Here is a 25,400-nt window from a genome sequence, read left to right on the forward strand (position 1 = left end):
GAAGCATAGCAGGTGAATCTCAAACAGCTATCGCAATTGCTGGGGCTGTCGCAGACGACGGTGAGCCGGGCGCTGAACGGCTATCCCGAGGTCAATGAGGCGACCCGGGAGCGCGTGCTTCAGGCGGTCAAGGAAACAGGATACAGGCCGAACAAGGCGGCGCAGCGGCTTGCGACCGGCAAGGCAGGCTCGATCGGCCTCGTCATGCCGACGGCGCCCGGCCACCAGTCCGACGTTCATTTCGGTGAATTCCTGGCCGGGCTCGGCGAAGAGGCCGTGCGCCATGATTTCCACTTCGTGATCATGCCGGCCGACCCGGATGACGAGGTGGCGGCGCTGCGCCGCCTTGCGATCAGCGGCAATGTTGATGCCCTGTTCGTCGCCTATATGCGCGGCCACGACCCGCGGCTCGCCATGCTGAAATCGCTTTCCATGCCCTATGTCGTGCACGGCCGGTCCTTCGGTTCGGAGCCGGACTATCCCTATCTCGACATCGACAATGAAGGCGCCTTCTACGATGCGACGCGGCTCTTGCTGCAGCTCGGCCATACGCGCTTTGCGCTGATGAACGGACCGATGCATCTCGATTTCGCCATCCGCAGGAAGAACGGCGTCATATCAGCCCTTGCCGAGCGCGGGCTCACGCTCGAGGAGGGTTGCATGAGCCACGCGCTGATGACGGACGAACAAGGCCTGCTGGCGATGGAACACTTCCTGCAATTGCCAGAGCGGCCGACGGCGATCCTCTGCTCCAGCACGGTACTGGCGCTCGGCGCGATCCGCGCAGTCAACCAAGCCGGATTGCGGCTCGGTGAGGATATCTCGCTGATCGCCCATGACGACGTGCTGCCGCTGCTGAAACCGGAAAGCTTTTCGGTGCCGCTGACGACGACACGCTCTTCACTGCGGGCAGCGGGCGTTCGCATCGCCCAGCGGCTGATCGGCACGGTAAAGCAGGCCGGTCCCTTCCCCGACCAGGAACTCTGGAAGACCGAGCTGATCGTCAGGGCCTCGACCGGTCCTGCCCCGCGGCCGTAATCAAAACTGGGGCGGTGTCTGCCCTGCGGTGCGATGGGCGGCGATGACCGTGTTGGCCATCAGCATGGCGATGGTCATCGGCCCGACGCCGCCGGGAACCGGTGTGATGGTGCTGGCGACCGCCGAGACCTCCTCGAAGGCGACGTCACCGACGAGCCGGGTCTTGCCCTCGCCTCTTTCGGGAGCCGCCACACGGTTGATGCCGACGTCGATGACCGTCGCACCGGGCTTGACCCAATCGGCCCTGACCATCTCCGGCCGGCCGACAGCGGCCACCAGGATATCGGCGTTGCGGCAGACCTCCGCGAGATTCTTGGTCCTGGAATGAGCAATCGTCACCGTCGCATTGGCGTTGAGCAGCAATTGCGCCATCGGCTTGCCGAATAAGTTGGAGCGGCCGATGACGACGGCGTTTAGGCCGGAGAGATCCTCGCCATGGGTGCGGCGGACGAAGACCATGGCGCCGGCCGGGGTGCAGGAGACCAGTCCGGTCTTCAGGTCGCCGGTGGCGAGCTTGCCGGCATTGACGACGCTCAGGCCGTCGACATCCTTTTCCGGCAGGATCGATTGGATGATCGCCTCGCTGTCGAGCGGCTTCGGCAAGGGCAGTTGCACCAAAATACCGTGGATCGACGGATCGGCGTTGAGAGTGGCGACGAGAGCTGCCAGATCCTCCTGCTTCGTTTCGGCCGGCAGCGTGTGCTGAACGGACTTGAAGCCGCACTCCTTGGCCATGCGGCCCTTGGAGCCGACATAGGCGTGGCTTGCCGGATCGTCGCCGACGATGACGACCGCAAGGCCGGTGGTGACGCCGCTGCTCTTTTCCAGCGCCGCCGTCGCACTCTTGACCGTCTGAATGACCGATGCAGCTACGTTCTTTCCGTCGATTACTGTCGTCACACGTCTCTCCGCCCTGTTTCGCGTCAATCTATGGATACTCGGCGAGCGTCAATTGCCCGCTAACGCCCTATCCTGTCGGAAAGCGGCAATGCAATAGCAAGCTTGCAAGGAAATGTTCGTTCAGCGCAGCGGCTGCCGCGCTTCGAGCCCATGAACACGAAGCCGGTCGCGCAGGCCGGAGATTTCGGAGCGCAGCAGCTCCATTTCGTCGACCGGCGCCGGAACGGGCTGAGGTGCCGACGGCGGAGAAGCCGGCGGCTGGTATACCGGCATCTCTTCCCTTGCGGGAGCGATGACGGTCTTAGGCAGGCGCAGCAGAAAAGCCGCGGCAAGACCGAACACAAGGCCCGCGGCAGCCCCTATCAGCGAGCGGCCGATCCAGCCATCCGTTGCCGATACCGCCGTCGCCAGCGCCGGCTTCAGAAGGACGATACGGCCGTCGGCGGCCGTTTCCGCCGAAGCGGAAGCGGCGTCTGCCAGGCGCGAACGCGCGGCATTCGCCTTGTCGCTGAGTTCGGTCAGGCGGGAGAGATCGACGCCGGTGTCCCGGCTCTGGGCGATCAGCGTGTTGCGGCGATCGTTCAGGCCCTTGCGTGCATCGACGGCGGCCTTGGCGGCGAGGTTGGCAGCCTGGGCAAGACGGGTAAGCTCCTTGCCCATATTCTCCTTCAGACCGTCAGTTTCGGCCTGCTGCTGCACGAGGCGCGGATGACGCGGGCCGAGATCGGCCGAAAGCTGCGCAAGCGTCGTTTTGGCGACGGCATATTTGTCGCGCCAGTCCTGCAGAGCCGGCGAAAGCAAATTGGAGGGCAGCGAACCGTCGAGCACTTCGGCAAGTTTTGCGGCCTTGAGCCGGTCGGCCTGCGCCTTGGCGGCAAGGATGTTCTGGTCGGCGGCTTTCAGATCGGCATCAAGCCGGTCGATCTGGCGGCGAAGATCGATCGCCACCTTGACGTTGCCCTCGCCGCTCTTCGCCGTGAAGGCGGCAAGCTCCGCCTTGACCTCGTCATAGGCTTTACGCGAGGCGGCGTCGGTTTCGACGTTGCCGCCGGCTCCGTCTGCTGCGGACACCGCTTCGGCAAGCCGTGCAGCGATGCGCGTGGATTTGCCGCTGTCGGCAGTCGTCACCCTGACGAGGATGGTGCCGGCGGCGGCATCGGGCAGTATCTCGACCGCATGTTTCAAAGTGGCCTCGGCGCGCGAAGCCGGATCCGCAGCAGCGCCGGTCGCCGAGAGGAGATCGAGAGCGACGCCGAGCGCATTGGCGCTGGCACCGGCAAATTCGGGATCATGATCGAGTTTCAGGGCGACAACCGTCGAAGCAACCACCCTCGCCGACAGCAGCCCTCTCACTGCTGCCTGAGTGAAGGCAGCGCGGCTTGCGGCATCGCTCTTCACCGCAAGCGTCGCCTCGGCACGGTAGAGGACTGGCGAAGATGGGAGCAGCGCCGGCAAGCCCGCGCCGATGATCGTCGCGGCGGCCACCATCATCGCAAGGCCGATCCCGCTTGCTCGACGCCGCGGCGCTGCCGGCCGGAGCTCGGCGGGTTCTTCATGGACCGCGGCCAATGGTTCGGGCGAGATCATCGGCTCGTCGGTCGGAGCGCTCAGTTCTTCATCGCCCGCCGGCTCCTGAAGAAGCGGATGGCCGACGTCGTTGGCTGCCCGAAGGCGGTTGCCGAGGATGGTTTCGATGCGGTCAACCAGCGGTGCGGTGCGCGCCGCTCTTGCGCGCTGTTCTTCCAGCGCGCGGCCGATGGCGCGCAGCAATTCGGCCTCGGGCGGCGCGATATCAGGCCGGCTCGACTGGGGCGCCCCGTAGGAATCGTCATGGGCGCGCGGCCCTGCGGCTGCGCGATCCTGGAAACTGTTTCTGGCCCTGATATCGTACATTTGCGCCACATCTCATGCACATGATGGCCGAGTTCGCTCATCCGCTCGAATGCAGATGATTAAGTGACTCTAAATATTCATGGCAAAGAAATGGTTAACCGCAGCGGGCAAGAATTGCTAAGCCGCGCGTCCTGTTAGACACGCGGCGCTATTAGGTCAGCTCGCCTTCTTACGCTCCGCCCGCGGCTGCAGCTCGCTGCCGTGCTCTTCCGGATGGCTGAGTATCCTTTCGCGCCGGCGGAAGCGGTAGCGCAGAACATGGAAGAGGAAGACCGGGATGCCGATGATGTAACGGCGCCAGAGGCGCGCCGGCTCCTGCAGCAAGCGATAGGCCCATTCCAGGCGCATCATCCGCACCGTCTTCGGCGCACGCGGGACGGCGCCGGAGACGAAGTCGAAGAGAGCGCCGACGGTCAGCACCAGGCGTGCATGATCGGCGCGGATATTGTGGTGAACCCATTTCTCCTGCAGCGGCGTTCCCATGCCGACGATCAGGATATCGAGCTTCTGGTGCTCGAGCTCCTCGATGACTTCAGTGGAATCGACCTTGTCGAAGTAACCGTCGGAAACAACGACGAATTCGTGCCAGGGCGTGTGCTTGCGGAAATTTTCCGCCGCCGCCTCGACGACCGAGCGCTTGCCGCCGATGAGACCGATGCGGCGCGGAGCCTCCATGAAGGTCAGGAAAGCCGGCACGAAATCGGTGCCGTTCAGATTGGCGGGAAACGGCGCGCCATGGGCGATCTGTGATGCGATGTTGAGGCCGATGCCATCCGGCAGCACTAGATTGTGCGACATGATCCGGTAATATTCGTCGTCGCGCAGCGTCGTCAGCATGTTGTGGGCGTTGACGAAGCAAACCACGGTCTGGCCGACGGGAATGGAGGCCAGCTCGTTGATGAAAACGAGGGCGTCGTCCCAGCCGAGATCGCAGACCGGCAGATCGAAGATCGTCCGCCGCGATGCGAGCACCGCGAAGTTTGCAATCAGATTCATTCCTACCTCCTGCCGAGGGTGCTGCATGCGCCCGACATCCCGGAAAACAAGCCTATATTTCCGCACCGGAGGTCTCGAAAGGACCCGGTCGCGTCCCGCCGGGGGCGTCGCTCCGATCCCGGATAAGCGGCGCATGCCAAGCTGTGACAGCTGATATAACAGGACGGTTTCAAACAACCCTTAGGAAAATTCCTTGAATTTCTATGCTCGTATAAGTGGTTTATTAACCACGCGCGCCAACGACAAACGGCGCCCTCTGGCGCCGATTGTCGTCGATGATCGAATGATGTTTAGAGCATGATGCCAAAAAGTGTCAGCGGCTTTCGGACGGCATCATGCTCTACGTCTTTGATTTAGAGCCGGATTCAGATTTTAGGCCGATCCGGCCTAAAATCATCCGGATCTAATGGGCCGCTGGCGCCGGTGCTTCGGCGGCCGGTGCGGTCTCGACGATCTTGACGGGCGCGCCCACCTTCTTCGGCTGACCGGCGGAGCTTTCCTTGACCTCTTCCTTGGAGAGATAGTCGAGCTGCTCCAGCATCACGTCGGCGACGTATTCGCCGCCGAGGCGCTCGTTCATGCCCTTCTTGATCTCCTCGCGGAAAGCCTTCGGATCGAAGGATTTGATGTGGGCGATATCGACCATCTTGTTGCCTACCAGCAAGCTGAAAAGCTCGTCCGTCGTCATCTCGCTCAGCGGCAGCGTCACGCCTTTCAGCATGTCCTTGTTCATCATGAACGAAACGCGGCCGAGGAAATAACCGGTAATCGCACCGTTGCCGATGATTGGCACGGTGATCGTTTCACCCTTCACCAGTTCGAGCGCGCTCTGCTTGGAATCTGTTGCCGCGGGCGCCGGCGCGGTCGCCAGGTACACCGAGAAATAGACCGATGCCAAGGTGATGGCGCAAACCCAGACACCGGTGAGGACGAGCTTGATCATCAGTTTCCACGCGCGGCGAATTGTTCCTGGGAATAGGTGCCGTCGGCATCGGCGTCCTGAACTGCGTTCTTCAGCAGGTCGGCGACAGCGCGAACCGCTTCGAGATGCGCCTCGACGCGACGGGCATTGAGAACCAGCTTCTTTTTCAGGCCATGCAGCTGATCGAGGTGGGCAGCGGCAAGCTCGGCTGGATCAGTATCGCGGAAAAGCATCGACAGCTCGTAGAGGCAGCGGCTCTTATGCGCATTGGAGACCTTGAGATCGAACTGCGGATCGTTGCCGATCCGGGTGTTCTCATTGTCGATGATCATTTCGAGGCGTCCGAGAACGGATTTGATCCTGTATTCGTTCGAAATTATTTCCATTGTATCCTCGATTATGCGTCGCTTGCCGTCTTGGCTTCCGCCGTCGGCGTGCCAAAGGTCTTGCGCTGGAAGTCATCGATCATGCTGAGCGCGGTGTTGCGGTCATCGTCGTCGGTGGAGGCATTGACGATCTTGCCTTCCTGGCGGCGCAACTGCTCGCTGTACATCTGCTTGGCGATGCCGATGCCGTCTCCTTTGGCCATGGTGTTGCCAAGCTGTTCGGCCATCATGCCTTTCCAGATATCGCCGGTCGCGCCCTTGCCGTAGACATCTTCGCTTTCGTTCGGCAGCATGGACTTGACGAAATTCTGCAGGACCATGGCCTCGAACTTCCGGTAGCTTTCCGGAACTTCCTCGGTCTTGGTGCGGTTCTGGATGTTGGCGAGGCCGCTCTTCTGGCCGACATGATCGAGAACGTCGACCGTATTGGAGAAGCCCTTGCCATTCTCGGCGAGGCTCGTTGCGGCAAAGGCCGCACGATTTGCCTTCAACTTTTCCTGAGCCGCCTGAACCTCCATGGGGTCGGCAGCTTTGACAACGTCCAGGACCAGATCACTGGGGGGCGAAATAGCCACGTTACAATCCTCTGAATTTAAGATCGTAACGACTATGGTTTTTGAAGCTTGCTGGAGGCTGGCGTTGCGAATTGCTGATCGATGACATCGTAGACGGCGTTGTCATCGGCCTCGCGGCGCTCGGCCTCGAGTGCTTCCTTCATGCCCTCTTCAAAGCGGTCACCCTTGGCGCGCTCGCGCGCCAGCCGCATCTCGTGGATCTGCTGCATGCCGGTCAGCTGCTGGTCCTTGATGCTGAGCCTGCCGAATCGGTCGGCGTAATTCTGCGAGAAGGCATGGTGGACGGGGTCCATCGAGCCGAGCGCGAGGATGACGTCGTCCATCGCCACATTGACCTCGACACGCTGGCGGCTGGTTTCGGCTAGGTCGTTCTCGGCCATTCTTTCGATATGCCGCTGCACCGAGAGCAGTCGCTTGAGCTTTTGGGAGCGGCTCTTTTCGACCATGACAGCCTCATCGCCCGATATAGATCGAGCCGAAGGACTGGCCGAACTGGCTGACCATCGCCGCAATCGAGAAATAGATCAGGAAGAGCCCGCCCATCAGCAGATAGGGCGTGGAAATGAAGTAGACCGGGATCTGCGGCGCCAGCTTGTTGATGAAACCGATCGAGACGTTGAAGATCAGGCCGTAGATCAAAAACGGGCTCGCCAGCCGCAGCATGATGTAGGTGGTCTGCTCCAGCGTGTCGGTAAAGGAGATCAGCGTCGCGCGCATCTGCATCATGCCTCCGAATGGCATGGTCGTGTAGGAATCGATCAGCGCGCGGAAAACGATGTGATGAAAATCCATGATGAAGAGGATCATCATGCCGGCAAAGGTGATAAAGGCCGACAGGCTGGTCTCCGGCGTGTCTTCGAGGATGTCGGCGGAACCCGGCTGGGTGTAGCCGACCATCATGGCGGTAATCGAGGCGGCGAACTGCATGCCGAGCGTGTAGATCCTCGCCAGCATGCCATACATCACGCCGATCAGCGATTCGCTGAAGATCAGGCCGATATAGGTTCCGGCACCGGTGTGAACGGCCGGATAGACAGTATCCCAGAGCAACGGCATGACGGCGATCGAGAGTGCGCTGGCGATGAAGACGCGCAGCTGTTGGGGCACGCGCGCCGAGGAAAAACCCGGAAGAGCCAGCACACAGCCGCCGATCCGGCAGAAAACCAGAAACAGCGCGAGAACGGTCCCTTGCGGGTCTGTTATCATGAAATAGAGCCCAAAATCTTTATCTCGATGCCCTTGGCCAGTTCGACATGCGACAGGACCGGCAGCGTGGCGAACAGCCTCTCGATGATCATGCGCACATAGGAGCGTGTTTCCGGCGACGTGACAAGTGCGAATGGCAGGCCGCGATCCATGAACTCACGGATAACTTTGGTGGCCTGCTCGCTGAACTCTTCCAGGCTGCGCGGATCGATGTCGAATTCGATCACCTCGCCCTTGGCGTCGCGCTTCAGCGCCTGGTGGAAAGCGAGATCCCATTTGCTGCCCAGCCGCAGCACACGCAGCACGCCGTTGTCGGCGAGATCGCCGCAAAGCTGCTGGGCCATGCGGATGCGGACATGCTCGACGATCTGCTCGGTCTTCCTGACATGCGGGGCGAGCTCGGCCACCGCCTCGAGAATGAGGTGCAGGTTGCGGATCGAGACACGTTCGGCAAGCAGCAGCTTGAGCACCGCCTGCAGGCCGGAATAGGACATATGCGACGAGCAGATTTCGTCGGCGAGCTTCTTGTATTCGGGATCGAGCCGATCGATCAGCACCTTGACGTCCTTGTAGGACAGAAGCTGCGGCAGGTTGTTGCGGATGACCTCGCTCATATGAGTGAGCACGACGGAGACGTTGTCGATCGGCTGGAAGCCCTCGCGTTTCAGATCGTCGGCGAAGTTTTCGAGGATCGAGACGGCAGGCATGCCGAAAGCGGGCTCGCGAATTTCGTCGCCGGGAATGCTCGGCCGGCGGCCGGCACCGGTCACGACGAGGACTTCGCCGACGCGCAGCAGGTTGGAAGCGACCGTCGTGCCGTGGATGCGGATCTGGTAAGACTTTTCAGCGATGGCGATATCGTCGGTCACCTTGATCTCGGGCACGACGAAGCCGTATTGCGTGGCGAATTTCTTGCGCATCTTGCCGACGCGGAAGGCGAGCTCCTGGTGGGCGCCAAGCAGGCGCGTCGAGACCATCTTGCCGAGTGCGAGCTCGATTTCGGAGGTGCGCAGCACTGCCTTGACCGAATCCTTTTCCAGTTCCTTGTTCTGGACGACCTTCTTTTCTTCCTGCTCGCGGCGAAGCATGTTCTCTGCCTCGACCTGACGCGGGATGAACCAGGCGCCGAAGGCGAGAAGACCGCCGAGGACCACGAAGGGCACAAACGGCAGACCCGGCATCAAGGCCAGGATGAACATCAGCACCGCCGAGACGGAAAGCGCACGCGGATAACCGCTCAACTGATTGACGACTGCCTGGTCGGTGGAGCCGGTGGTGCCGCCGCGAGAGACGAGAAGGCCGGCGGCGAGCGAGACGATGAGAGCCGGCATCTGGGAGACGAGGCCGTCGCCGACCGAGAGCTTGACGAAGACGTCAGCGGCTTCGCCGATCGGCATGTCGTGGCGGAAATAGCCGATGATGATGCCGCCGAAGATGTTGATGCAGGTGATGATCAGGCCGGCGACGGCATCGCCGCGCACGAATTTCGACGCACCGTCCATCGCACCGAAGAAGGAGCTTTCCTCCTCGAGCTCCCTGCGCCGGCGCTGGGCTTCCCTCTCATCGATGATGCCGGCCGAGAGATCGGCGTCGATCGACATCTGCTTGCCGGGGATGGCATCGAGGGTGAAACGCGCGCCGACTTCCGCGATACGCGTGGCGCCCTTGGTGATGACGATGAAGTTGATGGTGATGAGAATCAGGAAGACGATCAGACCGATGACGAAGTCGCCGGACATCACCAGGCTTGCAAAACCGGCGATGACGCCGCCAGCTGCGTCATGGCCTTCATTACCGTGGGAGAGGATCACGCGTGTCGTCGCGATGTTCAGCGCCAGCCGGGTCATCGTTGCGATCAGCAGAATGGTCGGGAAAGACGAGAAATCGAGCGGTTTCTGGATCCACAGCGCGACCATCAGGATCAGCACCGAGAAGGCGATCGAGAAGGCCAGTCCCATATCGATCAGGAATGGCGGGATCGGCAGAAAGAGAATGCAGATGATGCCGATGATGCCGAGGGCAAAACCGACATCGCGCAGGCTCGGGGCGACTTTTGGAAGGGGGAGTGCAGGTGGTTGCGCCATGACGATTCCGTCTCTTCATGAGAGGAGGCGGACATGCAGCCCGCCCAATTCGGATCGAGAGTTAAATGGCGAAGCTTGCGCGAAGGTGGCTCAGAAGCCAGACTGGATGCGCGAGAAGACCAGATTGGTGAAAATCGAGATCTGCGAGCCGACGAAGGGTGCTGTGACCCCGACCGTGATCAGCACCGCGACGATCTTCGGCACGAAGGTCAGTGTCGCTTCCTGCACCTGGGTCAGCGCCTGGATCAAGGCAATGACGAGACCCACCACCATTGCCGCGATGACGGCGGGACCGGCGGCAATCAGGACGGTCCAGATTGCCGCCTGAAACAGATCCAATGCATCAGCTTCATTCATCCGAAGGCAACCTCATATCGCCTTGAAGCGGCCCTGCCGTGGCCGGACCGCCATTGGTTGGTATCACCCCAGTTATGCGCGCAGCGGCGCCGTGGGTATCAGGTATCGCTGGTGTCGGTCGACGTGGTCGGCGCCTTGTCGGCTATAGTGATTCCCGCCTGCACGAGTATATTCCCGCCAGCCGTGGTTGTCGCAATGATTCCGTCGGAATAAACCTTGACGGATTCGATGGTGCCCTTGACCTTACCGTCGGCGCTTTCCATGTATTTGCCGACGTAGCTGCTGGCTTGAGTAAGGCTCGAGCTTGCCAGAAGTGTGTCCAACTTGGTGTTGGTCTGGATCGTCTGTTCGACCTGCGAGAAGCTTGCCAGCTGCGACATCTGCTCGCTGGCATCCATCGGATCGGTCGGATCCTGGTTCTTCATCTGCGCGATGAGCAGCTGAAGGAAATTGTCGTAGTTCAGCGTCGCCTTCGTCTGGGCCGTACTCGTCGTGCTTGTCGTGCTCGACGTGCTCACGTTCGATGTTGCATCTACCGCCATGGTGCGATCTCCCTACGAATCTGCTCGACCATCGTCGGCGGCATTTCGTGGTTGTTGAGGATATTGTCTTCGATCGCGTAGAGGCCGCGGATCGCCTTGAGCGCGTCAAAGGCGCGGCCCGTCGAGACGAGCGCATCGATGCGCTTCAACTCAGCGAGGATCTCCTCGTTTTTGAAGCAGGAGAGCAGCATGGTGATCGACTTGCGGAACAACGCCGTCGAGTGGTCCTTGCCCTCGGGGTTAATGAGGATCATCTGCGCGATGAAATAGAGCTGACGCAGCGGTGTCGTGGCGCCCTCCGGCTGGAGGACGTGGTTTTCGAGAAGGAACGTCACATCATTCAGGAATTCCAGCGCGACCTTGCGGTCGACGCGCAGGACGGCGCCGTTGATGAAGATTCTTTCTCCGGCTTTCAGAGAAATGCGAAGTGTACTTTTCATTTAAGTCCATCCCTGATGATGGTGGTAACGTCGATGATGCCCTGGTAGTTATTAGACTGACGTTTTCTGATCCTGTCGCATTCCTTCAATATCCAGATCGCGATCGAGATGAGGTTGGCCCTGAGCCCGATCTCCAGCTGGTTGTCGGGATGTTTGAGATCCTCGATGAAGCTGATCCAGACCCGGCGCGTATAAAACAGGGCTTCAATGGCTTCCCGGCCGTATTTTTCCTTTTCGCGCGCCAACGACAGCAGATCTATGGACCGGTCAAGAACCTGCCATTCCCGCTCTTTTGCGTCGGCCACCGAGTCCTGCATGACTTCGGCATATGAGAACTGATACATTCATGCATCCTTCTTTATTGCGCGCCTTTGCTCATCAAAGGTAGTTTACAAGACTCAACTGCTGGATCTTCGAGACGATCGTGTAAGCCGTTTCAAGTTGCGTTTCCAAAGTCTTGACGAGGGTCGAGGCTTCGTAAGGATCGACGCCCTGGAGATCGACGAGCTTGTTCTTGATGATGTTCGATTGAGCGTCGAGAGCGTCGTTGGACTTCTTGACACGCTCCTGCGAAAGGCCGAGCTGGCTTGCCTGGGTAACCAGGCCGCTGGTCGCCTTCGCCGTATAGCTGATCGCCTGCTTGGACACCGTGCTCATCGCATCGGTGCTCAGGGTCTGACCCAACAGTGCCGAGGTCATCACTGAGGCGAGCGCGAAGTAACGCATGCCCTCGGAATTGGCATTGGTCGAGGATTCGATCACTTCGGAGTTGCTGATGCGGCTCGTCATGTTCTGGTTCGATGCCTGCGACCAACCAGTCGTCGGATCGGTCCAGGCTGCCTGGCTGAACATCGGCTCCACTGTCGTGGTGATGAAGGTGCTCATTTCGGCGCCGGTCAGATCCTTGACTGCCTTCGGCGGGACAAGAGCGGCGGCGTAGGCATTCAACTGCGTGACGATGGCGGCACTCGTCGCGGCCGTCTTGTCTGTCAGCGGCTGCACATCGCTATTGATGCCCGAGAAGAGATATTCGCCGTTTACCATGGTGTTGGCCGTATCCATCATCGTGGACAGGGCGCTGGTCGCCGATTGGATGGCGACGGTGATGCTGCCGGGATCGTGGCTGCCCTGGAGCGCCGTCAGCTTCGAAACGAGGCCGTCGCCGACGTCCTTCATCTTGGAAAGGCCGAGCTGCGAGGATTCCATGCGCGCGGTGACAAGCGAGTTGCTTGATTTGATCGACGCTATCCTGTCGACCTCGCGGCTGAAGTCCACGCTCCTGGCGGCGTTGCCGCCGAGCGACACACCGATATCGGCATAGACTCCCGTCGTCGCTTCCATCGTCGCCTTCGTCATCTGGTTCTGCGCCTGACGGATCGTCAACCGCATCGCATTCTGAATGGCCGAACTTGAAATAAATGAGCTCTTCATGGCTTAACTCGCAATATCCAGCAATGACTTCAACATTTCGTCAACGGCGTTGAGGATCTTGGTCGCCGCCTTGTAGGACTGCTCTATGTCGAGGAGCAACGTCAGCTCCTCGTCGAGGTTGACGCCCGTCTCGTTGGAATAGGCTTCGTCGGAGCGTGACAGCGCCGCAGAGGTGTTTTCCGCCGCCGTCGTGGCGTTGCTGCGGTACTGCTCGAGCCAGCCGAGCGAATTCGTGGCGAATTCCATGATGCTGACGTTTGAATCGATGCCGGTCGTGGCGTCGAACCCGACCGGCGTCCCCGCCGCTGGATCGAAATCGATGTCGGAGCCCAACGCGGTATAGAGACGATCGAGTTCAGTCGTATAACCGCTGGCGCCTGACGTGTTGAGGACGAGGCCGGTGGCGTTGACGCCACCATCGCGCAGGCGCATCGGATCGCCGCCCTGCGAGGTGATGACGCGGTTGCTGACCGTGATGGTCGCCGCCATGCCGGCAACCGCGGTGGCGCCGGTATCGACCGCGCCGCCGCTCCAGGTGAAGAGGCCTGGCACATAGGCCGGACCGGCCACCGTGTTCTGCTCCTTGAAGAGCGAGACCAGCCCGCGGGCGACTTCGTCGAGCTGCTTCTGGAAGTTCGGGGCGATTTCGTCGCGCACCTGGAGGAGAGACTGAAGACTTCCCTGCCCCGTCGTCGTCGAGCCGCTGCCGCGTGGAAGTGCCACACCGTCGATATAGACCGAATTGCCGGTGATGGTCGCGGTATAGACATCCTGAGACTTGAACGTCACCTTGCGCGGTATCGTCTCGAAGAGGATCGTCCCGTCAGACGTGCTCAGCACCATGTCGTTATTGTCGCGCGTCGTTGCGTTGACGCCGACGATCTGCGAAATCTGCTTGAGAGCCTTCTCACGCTCGTCGAGGGCGCCGGATGCATCGGCACCCGAGGCCGTGGCGGTCTTCACCGCATTGTTGGCCTTCTCGAAGTCGCTAAGAAGCGTATTCAGCTTATCGACGTCGGTGGCGATCTGCTTGTCGGCAGCGGCGCGAACGTTCTGAACGGATTGCGAGGCATTGTTCAGCGAGTTGGCGACGTCCTGCGCGGCGGTGATGGCGCCCTGGGCGGCGACGGTGCTGCCCGGCGTTGTGCGGAAGGCCTGAAGCTTCTGCTGGAAAACACCGAGATAGGTGGATGGCGACGTTTCGTAGTCGTTGCCACCCACGATCGACTTGAGGTCCTCAAGACCGCCGAGCAATGCCTGCTGGGCACTGTCCTGAGAGGATGTCTTCAGATATTGGCGCAGCAGCGCCTCTTCCTGCGCGCGGTCGATCTTGACGACCTGCGCGCCATTCAAGGACGTGGTGAGCATCGCCTGCCGGCGCACGTAATCTTTGTTGCCCGCATTCGAGATATTGTTCGACACGACACTGCTCTGAGTGCCCGTATTGTTGAATATGTTCTGCGCGGTATTAAGTGCTGACGTGAGCGACATGGCTTACCCGGTACCTTGCTTATCTCTTGAGGTTGACGAGAACGTCCATAATGTCGGATCCCGTCTGGAACACCTTGGAATTGGCGGTATAGCTGCGCTGCGATTCGATCATCTCGGTCAGCTCGCCGGCGAGGTCGACGTTCGAGCCTTCGAGAGCGCCTGATTTGATCGTGCCGAGACCGTTGGTCTGCGGGAAGCCGGTGACGGTGACGCCCGACTGGCCGTTGGCGCTGTAGACGTTGCCGCTCATCAGCGTCAGCTTGTCGGGGCTTGCGACATTGGCCAGCGGAATGCGATAAAGCGGCTTGGTGCTGCCGTCTTCGTATTTCGCGTAGACGATGCCGTCGCCGTCAACCGTCACGTCCTTGACCGGGGTCGCTGCCTGGCCGTTCGGCGTACCGGTGCCGGAGAAGTCGGCACCGAGCTGTGTGAAGGCCGAGAAATCCATGGCAATCGTCTGGCCAGTCACTGGATCGACAATGTTAACGGCGCCGGTCGAGGTCATCTTGCCATCGCGGTCGAAGGTCAGCGCTCCGGTGCCGACAGCGGCGGTGGAGTAAGGGAAGGAGGTCGCGCCGCCGACCGCAGCATCGGCGTTGCGGAACATCGCCACTTCCCAGGTGGCAGCGGTAGCCGGAGGTGCCGGCGGCGGCGCTGCCGCGACTGAGGATTTCGTGAAGTAGAAGTCGTACATCACCTTGTTGCCGAGACGGTCATAGGCGACCATCGAGACCTTCTTGGTATCGGTCGTCGTCGTGGCGAGGTTTGCACTTGGAGCCGTCGCGGGAGCGACCGGAGCGATCTTGGCGTTGGAATCGAGGTTGCCCTTGAAGATACCGGATGTCGAGGCAATGGCGGTCAGACCATCCTGGTTGACATTGACGGGAACGAGACCATCGAAGCCGTTGACGACGACGGCTGGAGCGCCGGAATCGTAGGAATAGCCCATCAGCATGAAGCCGGCGGCGTTGACGAGGTTGCCCTCGTCATCCTTGGTAAAGTCGCCGGCGCGGGTCAGCACCGGCGTGCCGTCAGGACCCTGGACGATGAAGAAGCCGTCGCCTGAGATTGCAAGGTCGGTGCTCGACGTTGTGTAGGAGATATCACCCTGGTCGGAGACGGCCTGACGAACGGAGGTCTGAACGCCGCCGGAATTGTAATTGCCGCCCGAGGAGGGCAGAACCAGCGACGAGAAGCTCGTCGACACAGCCTTGTAACCGGTGGTGTTAACGTTGGCGATGTTGTCGGCGACGGTGCTGAGGCGGTTGGCCTGAGCGTTCATCCCCGATACTGCCGTCTTCATGCTGCCGAAAATGCTCATCTGAAAACCTCGTTTTACCTGTTATGCACGAGAGTATTTGTCGGGCCTTGCGTGAAGCTGTCTGTCATGCGAGCGGCGAGGCCGGATATCGAAGTTCAGCCGGGCGCCGCCCGGCCGAGAAATCAGGCCCAATCGATGCAGTAACCAAGGAAGCGCTTGGAATCGACCGGATCGACGCCGAGCTTCTTGCGCAACTTCTTGCGCAGCTTCGAGATGTGGCTTTCGACGACGTTCTCCTCGACCTCTTCATCGAAGATGCCGTAGATGGCGTTGAAGATCTGGGTCTTGGTGACCCGGCGGCCGCGATTGGCGATCAAATATTCGAGGATGCGGCGCTCGCGCCGGGGAAGTGCGAAGACCTCGCCGTTGATCTCGGGGTCACGACCATCCGAGAAGACGCGGATCCCGCCGATCTCGGTGTAATTGGTGATCGCCTTCAGCCGGCGGCGGATCGCAGCCGCCCTTGCGAGGATCTCGCGGGGATGCACCGGTTTGCGCACCACGTCGTCGACACCGCAATCGAAAAGCGCAAGAGTGTTTTCGAGCGAGTGCTGGTCGCTGACCGCAATCACCGGCGCCATCGACCGATCCCGGATCGCCCGGGGCAGTTCGAAGTTGCGCTGGCCCTGGCCGATCAGAAAGGCCTCGACTGCAGCTATATCGGAATCGGCAGCGGTCTGTACCCACTCGCCAAATTCCGCTGGATCAAAGCCGGTGGAGGGAATGCCCTCACGACCGAACAGAGATGTGTATCCATCCTTCACGAGCTCACGCTCATCAACCACTACGATCATTCGTCCGCCTCCGAATCAGTGTGGCACTTCGATGATCTATGGGTACGAATCGCACGAATCGGCGACAACTCGTTAAAGTTAATGGCAGAAACTAATAATTGATTAAGATCTTGATAGCGATTTGATCTATATCTAGTGGGTATGTCGGATTATACACACCAAAATTTCGTGGAAAAGTTAACGGTCGATTAAATATGGCTTGCGCGGGGGATTCACGCCGGATTCCTGCCACATTGTGACACAGTTTGGTCACAATACGCCACTTCCATCTTTGGTTGAATCAATTTCGACAAAAGTTACTCGCATTGGGAGTCCACTTGCCGTAACCCGTGGCGACGAGATTGGAGATGACGCGGCAGACATATTGCTTCTGCGCCGGATCGTTGTTGGGTCCGGCATGGTATCTGGCTACCGCCATCGTCCATGTCTCATGACGGTCATGCAGGTTGCGGAGGAATTTTGCCGCATACTCGACGTTGCGATGCGGGTCGAACATCTCCTCGGCGGAGCGGAAATTCTCGCCGTGAAAGTAATGGTTGATCTGCATACAGCCGATGTCGATGAGCTTCGCGCCGCTGTTGCGGGCGACATCGAACAGCCGCATCGCGTCCTGCTCCGAGGGCGGAAAGATCGCTTTGCCTTCGACGTTCATGGCATAGGGATAGAGCGAGCCTTTGCGGCCGGTCTCCGTTAGACCGACCGAATAGAGGATGCCTTCCGGGATGCCGTATTTGGCCGCTGCCGACTGGATCTCGCGTTCGCAGGCGCCGGTGGAGGCGATCGCCTCAGAGGTAAACGCCGCCAGCGCCGCTGCTGCCGCCAGAACGAGCGTCTTCAATACCGGTATCACCTGCGCCATTGAAGCCTCCGTCCGTCCGCTGTGCCGTCTGATTTTGGCGATCGCGCGCCTCGCCGCCCTGCCCCTGCTGAGGGAGCGACTGCTGCTGGGAGGCCTGGCCCTGGTTGCCAGCGTCGGGACGCTCGACCGGCGCCATGCTGATGGTGACGTTTTCGACGGCGTAACCCTGGCTGCGCAGAGCTTCGAGAATCTTGCCGTGATCTTCCTTCATTTGACGATAGGCCGCCCCGGTTTCGACCTTGAGATCGACGTTGAGGGCGTCGCCGGACAGGCGCATGGTCGCCGTTACCAGGCCGAGATCGAGCGGGTTCATCTGGATCTTCAACGTATTGACCACCTTGCCGGTGCTCGTCCATTCCGCCGCGTTGGAGAGCGCCGAGCTCGGCTCCATGGCGCGCGCCCATTCGGAATCGCCGGAGAGAGCGGCAGTGACAGCGGCGGAATTCGAATTCTGCATCAAGCCGATATAGCGGCGCGATTCGAGCACCGAAACGTTTTCGACATCGGCCTTCTTCGAACCATCTTTCGGCCCGGCCTGATCCGTGCCGATATGAACATCCATCGACACGCCGCGGCCATCGGCGCGGCTGATCCTGAATGTCTTGCCATCGGCGGCTTCGGCAGTCTCCGATCCGGGGGCCTTGATATCATCCGCCTTGCCGCTCTCGACGTTGCCGCTGACGGCGGCAAGAGCGTCCGACGCATGGCCGCCCGCCTTGGCTTCGATACCGTCGAGTTTCTTGTCGCCCGCTCCAGCCTCGTCGACCTTGGCGGAGACGTCATGCGCTGTAGTCGCCGGCAAAGTCACGGTCCCGTCGGCAGGCTCCTGCTTCAGCAGACCCAGAACATCGGAAATGCCGCCGTCATCATGGTCGCTGACCTTGTCAGTATCGGTTTCCAGCACGTCGGCCTTGGTGTGTTTGCCACCCTTGGCCGCCGGAGCGACCTCGTCTGCGGGACTGTCCTTCGGATCGGGCTTGCCGAAGGCGAGCTCGGCCGGCATTTTAACCTCAGACTTTATGGGCTTAGCCACGGCCTTTTCAACACTGGCAATCGTTTCCGGCTGCACCTCCGCCTGTGCCTTCAGCGCGGCATCGCTCAGGTCGATCAACGGCTTTGCGCTGTTGCGGCTACGGATCGTCCGCGCCGCTTTCTCGGCACTGGCATCGGCAACCACGCCCTGATCCGGCTGCGCATCATTGGCCTCGTCTGTGACGGTACCGCCGCTTGCCTTGGCAAGCACATCGGAGAAGCCGTCCTTTTGGCCGGCTGCATCACCTTTTCCGGCCGGCCGCGCGGATTTCGCAACCGCAGCCGTCTCCGTACCGGAGGCTCCGCCCGAGACGCTTATATCCATCATTGTTCGTTGCCTTCCTGCGCCAGAAGACCGTCGATCTCGTCGAGCTTGGATCGATTGGTCGTCACAAATGCGTTGAATGAGGGGTCGGTATCCTGGCTTTGGCCAGTCGATGCCACACCTCCCGGAACAGGCTCGGGAAGCGCGCCTGGCGCTCCCGGTTGCGTGGCTATCGCCGCAGCCTTTTCAGAAGTGATTTCTTGATGATCAGTGTTAGGATTGGAGGCTTGCGTCAAGCTTGCCGGGTCGGGAGCGCGCAGGATCTGCTCGGCAACGGATCGCGCCGCTTCCTGCAGCGCCTGATCCCGCGGCGAAAGCGCGTTGCCGTCGATACCGCTGACATTCTTCGCTGCCTGATCGATATCCTCCGTGGGCAGGCCGGCCATGCCGCCATAGAAATCCGCCAGCGGACCGAAAGCATTGTCGGTGCCGCCGCCCAGCGACTGCACACGTCCGACTGCCATGCGCGCCAGCTCCGGCTTGCCTGATATCGCCGCGGCGCGGGCGATGCGCAGATAAACCTCGCGTTGGCGCGGTGCGTCCATGAAGGACAGGATGTCGATGACATCCTGCGGTTTCACGTCGTGATCGTGGCCGACGACGAGGGTGACGAAAAGATCGGCGAACTGGCTGGCATAGGGCGAATGCAAGAAGCGTCTGACATAGCGCTGCGAATAGGCCATTCCCCTGTCGAGCATCCCCTTGTCGACGCAAATGGCGACTGACCGGCGCAACGCCGCCTCCTCGACGATCGTACCCGGGGCGGCAAGACGCGCCTGGTCGTAGAGATCCAGCGCGTCTGTCGGTTTCGTCGCGATCAGCACGTTGCCGCCGATCAGCGCAAGGTAGGGGCCGATCTTCTTGTCGCGATATTCCTTGGCCGTCTCCTCCAGCGTCTTGGCGACGAGGAGCCCCTTGCCGCTCAGATATTTGCGCAGCACATCGGTGACGCGGTTGTCGAAATAGCCGTTGACGTCGTGGGCGATCAGATATTCGAGCGTCTGGGGATTGCCGCCGCTCATCGTGTAGATCAGCGCCGCGTCGACGTTGCGGTCGTCGTCGAAGATCGAAGGATTGACGGTGCGCAGCCGCTCGTCGATCGTGCCCAGCATGAAGCGCTGCATCTCGCCGGCCGAATGATCGCCGGTGACGACGGAATCCTGCACGAATTGCAGCGAGCGCAGCATCTTGTAGGGTGCGAGATCGTCCGGGTCCTGCGCATTGGCTGCGGCCGGCGAAAGCATCGCCAGGCCGAGGGCCACAAATCCGACGTAACGATGCTGCCGACGCGCCATTCGACTATCCTTGATCCGCCTGCACCAGAATCTCGATCCGGCGGTTGGTCGCGTTGAACGGGTCAGACGGCAGCTTCAGTCGACGGTCGGCAAAGCCGGAGACCTGGGAGATGCGTTTCTCATCAAGCCCGCCGCGCACAAGCATGTAGTAGGCGCTCTGAGCGCGGTCCATCGAAAGCCGCCAGTTCTCGTTCTGCGTGCCCTTATACTGGCGACCGTCCGTGTGGCCGCGGATGGCAACCGCACCACCCCTCTCCTTCAGGATCGCGCCGATCTTTTCCATGGCGAGCACCATCTCCTGGCGCGGAACCGCAGAACCGATATTGAACATCGAATCGTCGGTCTGGTCGGAGATGCTGACCAGCAATCCGCCTTCGGACGCCGTCACGGTCAGGCCTTCGGCGAGCTTGCCGGCCACGCCGCCGATCTGCTGGGCGATCTGCGCCTGCAGCTGCTCGGCTTCCTTCTGCTGCTTCTGCTCGGCCTCGGCGGTACTCTTGTCCACATCCTTCTGATGATCGGCGTCCTTCTGAGCTTCGGCCTTCTTGTCTTCGGGCGACTTGCCACCCGACGTCTTGCCGTCCTTGGCCTCGACCGCGCCCTTGGTTTCCTTGGTTTCTTTGGTCTCCTGGGCGACCTTCTGATCGGTGGTCAGCGGTATCGGCTTGGCGTCCTCAAGCTTGGCGATCTCGGTCGTCTCGCTCTCGACCGCCTGCTCGTCGCTCTTCCCAGGCGGTAACGGCTTGCCGGCCATCGTGACCTCGACCTGCTTCGTCCAGAAATCCGGATCGAAGGGATCACGATAGGCCTCGCCGCCATCGGCGCCGGTGGCCGGCCCGGAATCGGCGGCACCGCCATCGCCCTTGGCGCTGACATTGGCCTGCTGGCCGACCTCCTGCGCGATTTCGGCAAGAACCGAATATGGGTTTTCGAAGAAATCGGCCTCGGAATAATTGGTTTGGTCGCCGGAGGTCGATGTCTGATCGTCACCATCCGCCGCGGCCTTGCCGTCGTTCGGATCTTCTTCCTTCTGTTTCGACTTCTCCTGCTTCTCCTCGCCCTCGGCGTTGTCGACGGGCTTCTTCAGGCCCTTCTGGGTCGGCTTTTCGTCGGAGAGTTTGATCGGATTGAAATAGGTCGCGACCGAGGCCTTGGTCTCCTCGTTGGCGGCATTGACCAGCCACATCACCAGGAAGAACGCCATCATCGCCGTCATGAAGTCGGCATAGGCAATTTTCCACGCACCGCCATGGGCGCCATCGTGATCACCGCCGCCATGTCTCTTGACGATGATGATCTCGTTCTTGCCGTGGTGGTGGTTTTCGCCTTCGCTCATTCCAGAACTTTCTTCAAGCTGGCCGCCCAGGCGGACATACGGGTGACGATGACGGAATCACCGATTTCGACTGCAAGATCGATATCGTCGGTCTCAAAGTGGCGAACCGCGGCTGCATGTTCGCCGAGCTCGGCCTTCAATATGTCGAAAAGCCGGGTCGGGCCCCTGACGACGATCGCTCCTGCCGCGCCTTCGAGGATCGCATCACGCAGCAGGGCGGCGAGGCTTTCGGCAGCCTTGGCCGCGAGCGCGCCCGTCATCACAGGCGCGATCGCCTCAGCGGCGCCGGCGCTGACCAGCTGAGCGACCTCTTCGGCGATATCGCGGATGCGGGACGCAATGACCGCCGCCGCCTCGACCTCGTAGCGAAGCTTCAGTTCCTCGAGTTCCCGCGCATGGACCTCCGCCAGCGTCCGCGCCTCGCGTTCGTATCTCTCGGTCAATTCCACAGTCGCTGCGGCATGACCTTCCGCATAGGCTTCGCGGCGCTCCGCCTCGATGTCGATCGCCGGTTCGTTCGGCATTTCGGGGAAATCGTCGCCGCCGAAGTCATTCATGTCGAGGATCGGCGCTGACGATTCCGGTTCACCGAAATCCTTCAAATACCGGGAAAGCGTAATGCTCATAAAAAACCATCCAGCATTCGGGAGGCATGCGGCATACCCGCCCCCGCTTAAAGTGACCCTGCGCGCCGGCATCCCCTTCGGAACGGGCAAGGGGCTGACCTTGCGCCGGCACGGATTCGGACGATGCCTTCGTGCCGGAAACTAGGCAGTCAAACTTGCGCGAGGATGAATGGCGCCGGCCAACCGTGGTCGCGCCCACCCCTATTCCAGCAGGATCAGAATTTTGCTTGCGGCCGTGTTGAGGATCGAGATCGCTTCGACCGCCATCTGCTTCTGGGTTTCGATCGCCTTCTGCCGGATCGAAGCCTCGTCCATGTCGGTATCGACGAGCGCGCCGACACTCTTGTCGATCGAATCGGACAGATCGGCGGTGTAGTCTATCTGATCGTCGATACGCGCCTTCATCACGCCGATAGAAGCGGCCGTCGTCGTCAGCGAGGAAAGCAGCGCATCGGTCACATCAAGCATGTCGACGAGTTGCGCATCGGTCGTGTTCGTGCCGATCGCAATTTCCGTACCTGTCGCCGGCGTGGTCGAGTTGGCGTTCAAAAGGTAGTAGTTGCGCGACGTCGCGCCGCTGTTGTTGATCGCGTTGGCATCGACCGACTTGGTCAACAGGCCGCCATTCGCATTGTTCTTGTCAATGAGAATGGTCTGCGACGATGGGAAATCGATGGTCCGGGCCTGATATTCGCCGGTCGGAGCGCGCACGAAGCTCGAGATGACCGACCATGTCGGCGGCGCAGCCGCGTCGCCGTTCAGCAGCCAGTTCTCCCCCGCAAACGACGTCGATTCGACGATCGTCTGCAGCTGCTCCTTGTATTCGCTGATCTCGGCGTTGATCTTGTTCTTATCGGCGCCGGGCTCTCTTGCCGAAACCAGCTTGGCACGAATCTGGCTTAGGAGGTCGATCGACGAGGTCATCGCCGTGTAGGTCGCATCGACCTTGGCCGCGCCAAGACCGAGCGCATCTCCGATCGTACCGAGATTGGTGCTGTCCGAGCGCATGACGGTCGCGACCGACCAGTACGACGCATCGTCGGCGGCCGTCTCGATACGATATCCCGAGGACACTTGCTGTTGGGTCTGGCTGGCTTCTTTGTTGATGCTGCGCAGCACCGCAAGCGCATTCACCGCGGACGCGCTGGTAATCTTAACGGTCATCGACAGGGTCTCGGAATAAGGTGAAAGGGCAGGCCGGATTCCCGGCGGCGACTGAGGTGGCATCATGCCTCCGGCAGGGTTTCCGCCGGTGTATCGCAAAAGCAAATCAACTCGAGGCGAAGGTAACTCGATATCAACCTGTTGGGCAAGAGCGCAACACTGAGCGTGGCGCATCGACCGTCATATCGATCAAGCTATTGATATAAAAGAAAGAACCGCACCGTTTTGGGCGCGGTCCAGGAGGCATTTCATTTGCTGCCAGACGATGGCGCAAGATTCGGTCCAGTTTCAGCTCCGACTTAGCTGCGGAACAGCGTGAGGATGTTCTGAGCGCTGGAGTTGGCAATCGACAGCGATTGGATGGCCAGCTGCTGCTGCGTTTGCAACGCCGTCAGCTTGCTCGATTCCTCTTCCATGTCGGCATCGATCAGACGTCCGACACCGGAGTCGATCGAATCACTGAGAGAAGCGACGAAATTTTCCTGCAGGTCGATGCGGGTGGAAATCGAGCCGAGTTGCGAGGCAGCCTTGGTCATTGCTTCCAGGCCCGCCTCGATCGCCGTCAGCGCCATGGAGATCTCGGTCGAGCCGAAGCTGGTGATGTCCATCGTGTAGATCGAACCGATCGTACCGCTTGATGTGCCGATGATGCCGGAGGTCGTCTCGATCGCACCAACCGAGGTCATGCCGAAGAGAACGTTGCCCATGGAGCCTGAGCTCAGGACGTAGTCCGTCGTCTTGACCGAAACATTGCCGTTGCCGTCGCGGACGAAGGTCGAAACGACGCTCTTCGTCGAATTGCCGGCCACCCAGTTCTCGCCGGAGAAGGATGCGGACTGGGCAATGCTCATCAGCTGTGCCTGAAGCTGTTTGATCTCTTCCTGGACCTTGGTCTTGTCGACACCCTTTTCGGTCGCGGCGACGATCTTCGCCTTGATTTCGCTGATGACGTCGATGGCGCTGTCCATGGCGGAGTAAGCGGTGTCGACCTTTGCGGCGCCGAGGCCGAGAGCGTCGGAAACGGCCGAGAGAGCCTTATTGTCCGACCGCATGGTCGTTGCGATCGACCAGTAGGCGGCGTTGTCAGCTGCCTTTTCGACGCGGTAACCCGACGATACCCGGTTCTGCGTATCCTCGAGGCTATCGTTGATTCCGCGAAGTGTCTGAAGAGCGGCCATCGCCGCGACGTTCGTCAAAATGCTGGTCATGAAATGTTTGCCCCTTGTCGGCAGATGGAAAAAAGGGACATTCCGGAAAGCTACCGGGAACGGGGTACCAGCCTCATGCCTGTTAACCGGTTCTTAAACTTGGTTAACCCGCCGTCTCGTTGACCGCAGAAGACAGCATTATGGTTAATCATTGGTTAATAGAAATCAAAAAGCCGCGCTCCATCGAAGCGCGGCTCTATTCCTGTATACCCGCCGGAGACCGGCGGGCCGATATTTCCGAGGGTTATTAGCCGCGGAACAGCGTGAGGATGTTCTGCGAAGAAGAGTTCGCGATGGACAGCGACTGGATCGCCAGCTGCTGCTGGGTCTGCAGGGCGCTGAGCTTGGAGGACTCTTCTTCCATGTTGGCATCAACGAGGCGGCCGACACCGGAGTCGATCGAGTCGCTGAGAGCGTTGACAAAGTTTTCCTGCAGCTCGATACGCTTGGAGATCGAGCCGAGAGCAGCGCCGGCGCTAGTCATGGCCTTCAGAGCCGATTCAACGTTGGTCAAAGCCGACTGGATCTGGCCGAGCGTGAAGGTGGTGATGCTCATCGCGAAGACCGAGCCGACCGCACCATTCGAAGTTCCGAGGATACCCGTGGAGGTTTCAACCGCGCCGGTAGTGGTCATGCCGAACAGGACGTTGCCCATGGAGCCGTTCGAGAGAGCATAGTCGGTCGTCTTGACCGAAACGGCGTTGGAGGCGTCGCGGACGAAGGTGGAAACTACGCTCTTGGTGCCGGTTGCGCCAGCAACCCAGTTTTCACCCGAGAAGGAGGCCGATTGAGCGATGCTCAGGAGCTGCTGCTGCAACTGGCTTATTTCTTCCTGGACCTTGGCCTTGTCGACGCCGTTTTCAGTTGCGGCAACGAGCTTGGCCTTGATGTCACCGACGACGTCGATGGCGCTGTCCATGGCGGAGTAAGCGGTGTCGACCTTGGCGGCACCAAGGCCGAGAGCGTCGGAAACAGCCGAGAGTGCCTTGTTGTCCGAGCGCATGGTCGTTGCGATCGACCAGTAAGCCGCGTTGTCGGAGGCCTTACCGACGCGATAGCCGGATGAAACATGAGACTGGGTTTCCTGGAGACCCTGATTGATGCCACGGAGAGTCTGGAGAGCTGCCATTGCAGCGTTATTGGTGTTGATGCTCGTCATAGTTTGCGTGCCCCTTGTTG

At 60.5% G+C, this 25,400-nt stretch carries 26 protein-coding genes; 1 reads left to right on the top strand and 25 read right to left on the bottom strand.

The features are described 5' to 3' along the window. Positions 1-12 precede the first annotated feature (12 nt). On the top strand, positions 13-1,038 hold the full coding sequence (locus G9X64_RS20575; RefSeq protein WP_171377343.1) for a LacI family DNA-binding transcriptional regulator: 1,026 nt from the start codon (positions 13-15) through the stop codon (positions 1,036-1,038). Here G9X64_RS20575 and folD read toward each other — a convergent pair whose 3' ends face one another. The 25 genes from folD to G9X64_RS20700 form a co-directional block, all read right to left on the bottom strand. After that, positions 1,039-1,938: a bifunctional methylenetetrahydrofolate dehydrogenase/methenyltetrahydrofolate cyclohydrolase FolD gene (folD, locus tag G9X64_RS20580; RefSeq protein ID WP_020048498.1), complete on the bottom strand. Its 900-nt coding sequence runs from the start codon at positions 1,936-1,938 to the stop codon at positions 1,039-1,041. Between the two features lie 120 nt (positions 1,939-2,058). Next, complete coding sequence (locus G9X64_RS20585; RefSeq protein ID WP_171377344.1) at positions 2,059-3,831, bottom strand: GumC domain-containing protein; 1,773 nt, start codon at positions 3,829-3,831, stop codon at positions 2,059-2,061. A gap of 156 nt (positions 3,832-3,987) precedes the next feature. Further along, positions 3,988-4,827, bottom strand: a complete 840-nt coding sequence (locus G9X64_RS20590; RefSeq protein ID WP_171377345.1) for a WecB/TagA/CpsF family glycosyltransferase — start codon at positions 4,825-4,827, stop codon at positions 3,988-3,990. A 403-nt stretch (positions 4,828-5,230) separates the two neighbouring features. Further along, positions 5,231-5,770 (bottom strand): hypothetical protein, encoded by a 540-nt coding sequence (locus G9X64_RS20595; protein ID WP_027666408.1) that lies wholly within the window; start codon positions 5,768-5,770, stop codon positions 5,231-5,233. Further along, positions 5,770-6,135, bottom strand: a complete 366-nt coding sequence (locus G9X64_RS20600; protein WP_003545575.1) for a hypothetical protein — start codon at positions 6,133-6,135, stop codon at positions 5,770-5,772. The genes G9X64_RS20595 and G9X64_RS20600 overlap by 1 nt, the downstream gene beginning before the upstream one ends. 11 nt (positions 6,136-6,146) lie before the next feature. Further along, a complete protein-coding gene (locus G9X64_RS20605; RefSeq protein ID WP_168310486.1) occupies positions 6,147-6,710 on the bottom strand; it encodes a rod-binding protein in 564 nt (187 codons plus the stop codon). A 32-nt stretch (positions 6,711-6,742) separates the two neighbouring features. After that, positions 6,743-7,156, bottom strand: coding sequence for a hypothetical protein (locus tag G9X64_RS20610; RefSeq protein ID WP_151520224.1), 414 nt, complete (start codon positions 7,154-7,156; stop codon positions 6,743-6,745). A gap of 7 nt (positions 7,157-7,163) precedes the next feature. Beyond that, entirely contained in the window at positions 7,164-7,916 is a 753-nt protein-coding gene (locus G9X64_RS20615; protein WP_171377346.1) for a flagellar biosynthetic protein FliR, read from the bottom strand. Continuing rightward, positions 7,913-10,000 carry a flagellar biosynthesis protein FlhA gene (flhA, locus tag G9X64_RS20620; protein WP_171377347.1) on the bottom strand — a complete coding sequence of 696 codons (2,088 nt, stop codon included), beginning with the start codon at positions 9,998-10,000 and terminating at the stop codon, positions 7,913-7,915. Before flhA ends, G9X64_RS20615 begins: the two co-directional genes overlap by 4 nt. Positions 10,001-10,090: 90 nt before the next feature. Beyond that, the gene (gene fliQ / locus G9X64_RS20625) at positions 10,091-10,357 is read right to left on the bottom strand and encodes a flagellar biosynthesis protein FliQ (RefSeq protein WP_009992823.1); all 267 of its coding nucleotides are present in this window, start codon (positions 10,355-10,357) and stop codon (positions 10,091-10,093) included. Between the two features lie 98 nt (positions 10,358-10,455). Further along, positions 10,456-10,899, bottom strand: a complete 444-nt coding sequence (gene flgD, locus G9X64_RS20630) for a flagellar hook assembly protein FlgD (protein WP_168314442.1) — start codon at positions 10,897-10,899, stop codon at positions 10,456-10,458. Further along, on the bottom strand, positions 10,890-11,339 hold the full coding sequence (gene flbT, locus G9X64_RS20635; protein WP_003556571.1) for a flagellar biosynthesis repressor FlbT: 450 nt from the start codon (positions 11,337-11,339) through the stop codon (positions 10,890-10,892). The genes flgD and flbT overlap by 10 nt, the downstream gene beginning before the upstream one ends. Continuing rightward, positions 11,336-11,683 carry a flagellar biosynthesis regulator FlaF gene (gene flaF / locus G9X64_RS20640; protein WP_027666404.1) on the bottom strand — a complete coding sequence of 116 codons (348 nt, stop codon included), beginning with the start codon at positions 11,681-11,683 and terminating at the stop codon, positions 11,336-11,338. Before flaF ends, flbT begins: the two co-directional genes overlap by 4 nt. A gap of 34 nt (positions 11,684-11,717) precedes the next feature. Beyond that, positions 11,718-12,770 carry a flagellar hook-associated family protein gene (locus G9X64_RS20645; RefSeq protein WP_168310491.1) on the bottom strand — a complete coding sequence of 351 codons (1,053 nt, stop codon included), beginning with the start codon at positions 12,768-12,770 and terminating at the stop codon, positions 11,718-11,720. Positions 12,771-12,773: 3 nt separating this feature from the next. Next, positions 12,774-14,261, bottom strand: coding sequence for a flagellar hook-associated protein FlgK (flgK, locus tag G9X64_RS20650; protein ID WP_171377348.1), 1,488 nt, complete (start codon positions 14,259-14,261; stop codon positions 12,774-12,776). Between the two features lie 19 nt (positions 14,262-14,280). Beyond that, entirely contained in the window at positions 14,281-15,582 is a 1,302-nt protein-coding gene (locus tag G9X64_RS20655; protein WP_027666401.1) for a flagellar hook protein FlgE, read from the bottom strand. Positions 15,583-15,704: 122 nt separating this feature from the next. After that, on the bottom strand, positions 15,705-16,376 hold the full coding sequence (rem, locus tag G9X64_RS20660) for a transcriptional activator Rem (protein ID WP_003545558.1): 672 nt from the start codon (positions 16,374-16,376) through the stop codon (positions 15,705-15,707). 280 nt (positions 16,377-16,656) lie between these two features. After that, positions 16,657-17,214: a transglycosylase SLT domain-containing protein gene (locus tag G9X64_RS20665; RefSeq protein ID WP_168314717.1), complete on the bottom strand. Its 558-nt coding sequence runs from the start codon at positions 17,212-17,214 to the stop codon at positions 16,657-16,659. After that, positions 17,162-18,595 (bottom strand): flagellar hook-length control protein FliK, encoded by a 1,434-nt coding sequence (gene fliK, locus G9X64_RS20670; RefSeq protein WP_171377349.1) that lies wholly within the window; start codon positions 18,593-18,595, stop codon positions 17,162-17,164. The genes G9X64_RS20665 and fliK overlap by 53 nt, the downstream gene beginning before the upstream one ends. Continuing rightward, on the bottom strand, positions 18,592-19,887 hold the full coding sequence (gene motC, locus G9X64_RS20675) for a chemotaxis protein MotC (protein ID WP_168314447.1): 1,296 nt from the start codon (positions 19,885-19,887) through the stop codon (positions 18,592-18,594). Before motC ends, fliK begins: the two co-directional genes overlap by 4 nt. Positions 19,888-19,891: 4 nt before the next feature. Beyond that, positions 19,892-21,223 carry a MotB family protein gene (locus G9X64_RS20680; RefSeq protein ID WP_168310495.1) on the bottom strand — a complete coding sequence of 444 codons (1,332 nt, stop codon included), beginning with the start codon at positions 21,221-21,223 and terminating at the stop codon, positions 19,892-19,894. After that, entirely contained in the window at positions 21,220-21,849 is a 630-nt protein-coding gene (locus tag G9X64_RS20685) for a hypothetical protein (protein ID WP_171377350.1), read from the bottom strand. The genes G9X64_RS20680 and G9X64_RS20685 overlap by 4 nt, the downstream gene beginning before the upstream one ends. Before the next feature lie 201 nt (positions 21,850-22,050). Continuing rightward, on the bottom strand, positions 22,051-23,013 hold the full coding sequence (locus G9X64_RS20690) for a flagellin N-terminal helical domain-containing protein (RefSeq protein WP_168310497.1): 963 nt from the start codon (positions 23,011-23,013) through the stop codon (positions 22,051-22,053). 299 nt (positions 23,014-23,312) lie between these two features. Next, the gene (locus tag G9X64_RS20695) at positions 23,313-24,221 is read right to left on the bottom strand and encodes a flagellin N-terminal helical domain-containing protein (protein WP_168310498.1); all 909 of its coding nucleotides are present in this window, start codon (positions 24,219-24,221) and stop codon (positions 23,313-23,315) included. A 247-nt stretch (positions 24,222-24,468) separates the two neighbouring features. Further along, on the bottom strand, positions 24,469-25,380 hold the full coding sequence (locus G9X64_RS20700) for a flagellin N-terminal helical domain-containing protein (RefSeq protein WP_168269007.1): 912 nt from the start codon (positions 25,378-25,380) through the stop codon (positions 24,469-24,471). Between the last annotated feature and the right edge of the window lie 20 nt (positions 25,381-25,400).

The sequence above is a fragment of the Rhizobium sophorae genome, assembly GCF_013087515.1.
Taxonomy (GTDB): Bacteria; Pseudomonadota; Alphaproteobacteria; order Rhizobiales; family Rhizobiaceae; genus Rhizobium; species Rhizobium sophorae.